General features: G+C 70.5%; 2 protein-coding genes and 1 pseudogene. All 3 read right to left on the bottom strand.

The genetic code is table 11. The features are described from left to right. Positions 1–9 precede the first annotated feature (9 nt). Positions 10–462, bottom strand: a pseudogene (locus D472_RS0100870) (fumarylacetoacetase); the annotation flags it as partial. Positions 463–498: 36 nt separating this feature from the next. Further along, positions 499–1,329: a hypothetical protein gene (locus D472_RS0100865; protein WP_017602609.1), complete on the bottom strand. Its 831-nt coding sequence runs from the start codon at positions 1,327–1,329 to the stop codon at positions 499–501. Continuing rightward, a complete protein-coding gene (locus D472_RS0100860; protein ID WP_017602608.1) occupies positions 1,326–2,531 on the bottom strand; it encodes a homogentisate 1,2-dioxygenase in 1,206 nt (401 codons plus the stop codon). Before D472_RS0100860 ends, D472_RS0100865 begins: the two co-directional genes overlap by 4 nt. Positions 2,532–2,584: the final 53 nt, after the last annotated feature.

Genomic DNA, 2,584 nt, shown 5'->3' with positions numbered 1-2,584 from the left:
GCGGTGTTAGCCGATGGGCAGGTGTTTCCAGTTGGGTGTCAGCGGCTCCTGCTCGGGCCGGAAGATGCGACCGACGTTGGTGGCGTGGTGCTCGGAGGCGTAGAAGTCCACGTAGTCGGCGACCGTGAACGGCAGGTGCAGCCGCACCGAGGCGCCTTCCACCAGATGGGGGCGCACGAGTCGTTCGTGGACGGGGTCGGTGAGCCAGGTGCTCAGGCTCTGGCGCACCTGCTCCCACACGGGCCGCCCGGCGGCCATCAATGCGTCCAGGTTCGGGCCGCTGACGGCGTCGGCGAAGGGCGCGTTCTGGGCACGGGCCACCGCGCCCAGATCCAGTACGTGGTCGCCGACGGCCACGCCCACGCGGGGCGTGTCGCCCCCGTCGGTGGTGAACACCCCGTAGGGCAGGGCCGCCAGACCGAAGCGCGCGTCGGGGGCGATGTCGAGCCAACTGTCGGGCATGGGTCTCGCTTTCTGGGTCGTCGCAGGGCTTGGGGCTCAGAGCGCCCCGAGGACGGTGAGGTCCTCCAGGGGCTCGGTGATACTGCAGGTTCCAAAGGACCGGAACCGGGTGCGCACATCGGCCTGTTCGACGTCGCCGAGGGCCTTGGCCCGAGCCGCCAGGGCGGGGCCGTTCCTCTCGGCCAGGATCTCCCGGGCGTCGGTTTCGGACCCCTCGACCAGGAGGGTGTGGGTGGCCATTAGGACGTTGAGGAAGCCGTGCTGCTCGAAACCTTCGGTGGTGCTGTGGCGGATGGCGTGGTGCAGTCCGGCCGTGCACTTGAAGGGCACCTCGGCGGTGACGGCGGCGCTGATCAGCGCGGCGAGTTCGGCCTCGGTGGGGTGGGCCTCGGGCTTGAGTCCACCGGTTCGGAACTTGGCGTTGGCGCCGGTGCCGGCCAGGGCGGCGATGTCGGCGGACGCGGACTCGCCTCGGGCCACCTCGACGTAACCGACCGTTCCTGCGGGCAGGGCCTTGGTGAGCGCGGCGGCGGTGTCGGCGGCCGTCCCCGGTGGGGCGGCCACCTCCATCCCCACCAGGTTCAGCGCCGGGTCGGCGTTGAGCGCGTCCAGGGCGGCGGGCACGTCGTCGGCGCCGCCGGGGACGGTGACCACCACCTCCAGCGGACCATGGTCGGTCTCTTCACGGGCCAGGACGGCGCGTAGTTCGGCTACGCGTCCCTCGGCGACCAGGAAGGGTCCCACGTACCGGGCACGCTCCGAGGCCCGGTGTTCGCGGTGGTCGGGCAGCGCCTGGCCCATGGGCGCGTTGCCGGGCGGGAACAGCGCGGCGTCGTCGAACAGGCCGCGATAAAGGGTGTCGTTCATGCCTGCTCCCGTCCCTTGGCCCAGGTCCAGGCGTAGGTGCCGTCGTCCACCGCCACGCCGCCCTCGCCCAGGTCCAGGGGCCGGAAGGTGTCGACCATGACGGCGAGTTCGTCGAAGGCCTCCACCCCGACGCTGCGTTCGTAGGCGCCGGGCTGGGGGCCGTGCGAGTGGCCGCCGGGGTGCAGGGAGATGGAGCCCTGGCCGATGCCCGAACCCTTGCGGGCCTCGTAGTCGCCACCGCAGTAGAACATGACCTCGTCGGAGTCCACGTTGGAGTGGTAGTAGGGCACCGGGATGGCGCCGGGGTGGTAGTCCACCTTGCGGGGCACGAAGTTGCAGATGACGAAGTTATGACCCTCGAACACCTGGTGGACGGGCGGCGGCTGGTGGACGCGGCCGGTGATGGGCTGGAAGTCGTCGACGTTGAAGGCGTACGGGTACAGGCAGCCGTCCCAGCCCACGACGTCGAAGGGGTGGGTGGGGTAGGTGTAGATGGTGCCGGAGACGCCGCCGGGCCCGTCACCACGGTGCTTGATGAGCACGTCGACGTTCTCGCCCTCGACCAGCAGTGGCCCTTGGGGCCCGCGCAGGTCGCGTTCGCAGTAGGGGGCGTGCTCCAGGAACTGGCCGTAGCGGGACAGGTAGCGTTTGGGCGGGGCGATGTGGCTGTTGGCCTCGATGGCGTAGGCGCGCAGAGGTTCCCGCCCGGTGGGCACCCAGCGGTGGGTGGTGGCCCTGGGCAGGATGACGTAGTCGCCGCGGCCCACGTCCAGGGTGCCGAAGACGGTCTCCACCCGGGCGGTTCCGGATTCGACGTAGACGCACTCGTCACCGATGCCGTTGCGGTACAGCCGCGAAGGGGCGCCGGCCACGACGTAGGAGATGCGCACGTCGTCGTTGCCCAGGATCAGGCGGCGCGACTCCACGACGTCGGCGGCCTTCCACTCCTGGTCGGGGAAGAGGTCGTGCAGCCTCAGGTGGCGCGGGACCATCGGGGCGTTGCGTCTGCGGGACTGGTCGGGGACCTCCCATTCGGCGGCGTCCACGATCGCCGAGGGGATGGCGCGGTGGTACAGCAGCGAGGAGTCGGCGGAAAAGCCCTCCTCTCCCATGAGTTCCTCGTAGTAGAGGCCGCCATCGGGATTGGGGTGCTGGGTGTGGCGGGTGCGGGGCACGTCGCCGACCTTGCGGTAGTGGGCCATCGTCGTCCTCCTGAGGTTCGTGGATGTGGTGTGGGTGGTCCCCGCCGGGGTCG

The sequence above is a fragment of the Nocardiopsis alkaliphila YIM 80379 genome (genome assembly GCF_000341005.1).
In the GTDB taxonomy this organism is placed as follows: domain Bacteria; phylum Actinomycetota; class Actinomycetes; order Streptosporangiales; family Streptosporangiaceae; genus Nocardiopsis; species Nocardiopsis alkaliphila.
The sequence above is the reverse complement of the archived record's forward strand: the minus strand, read 5'-3'. Positions and strand labels throughout refer to the sequence as shown.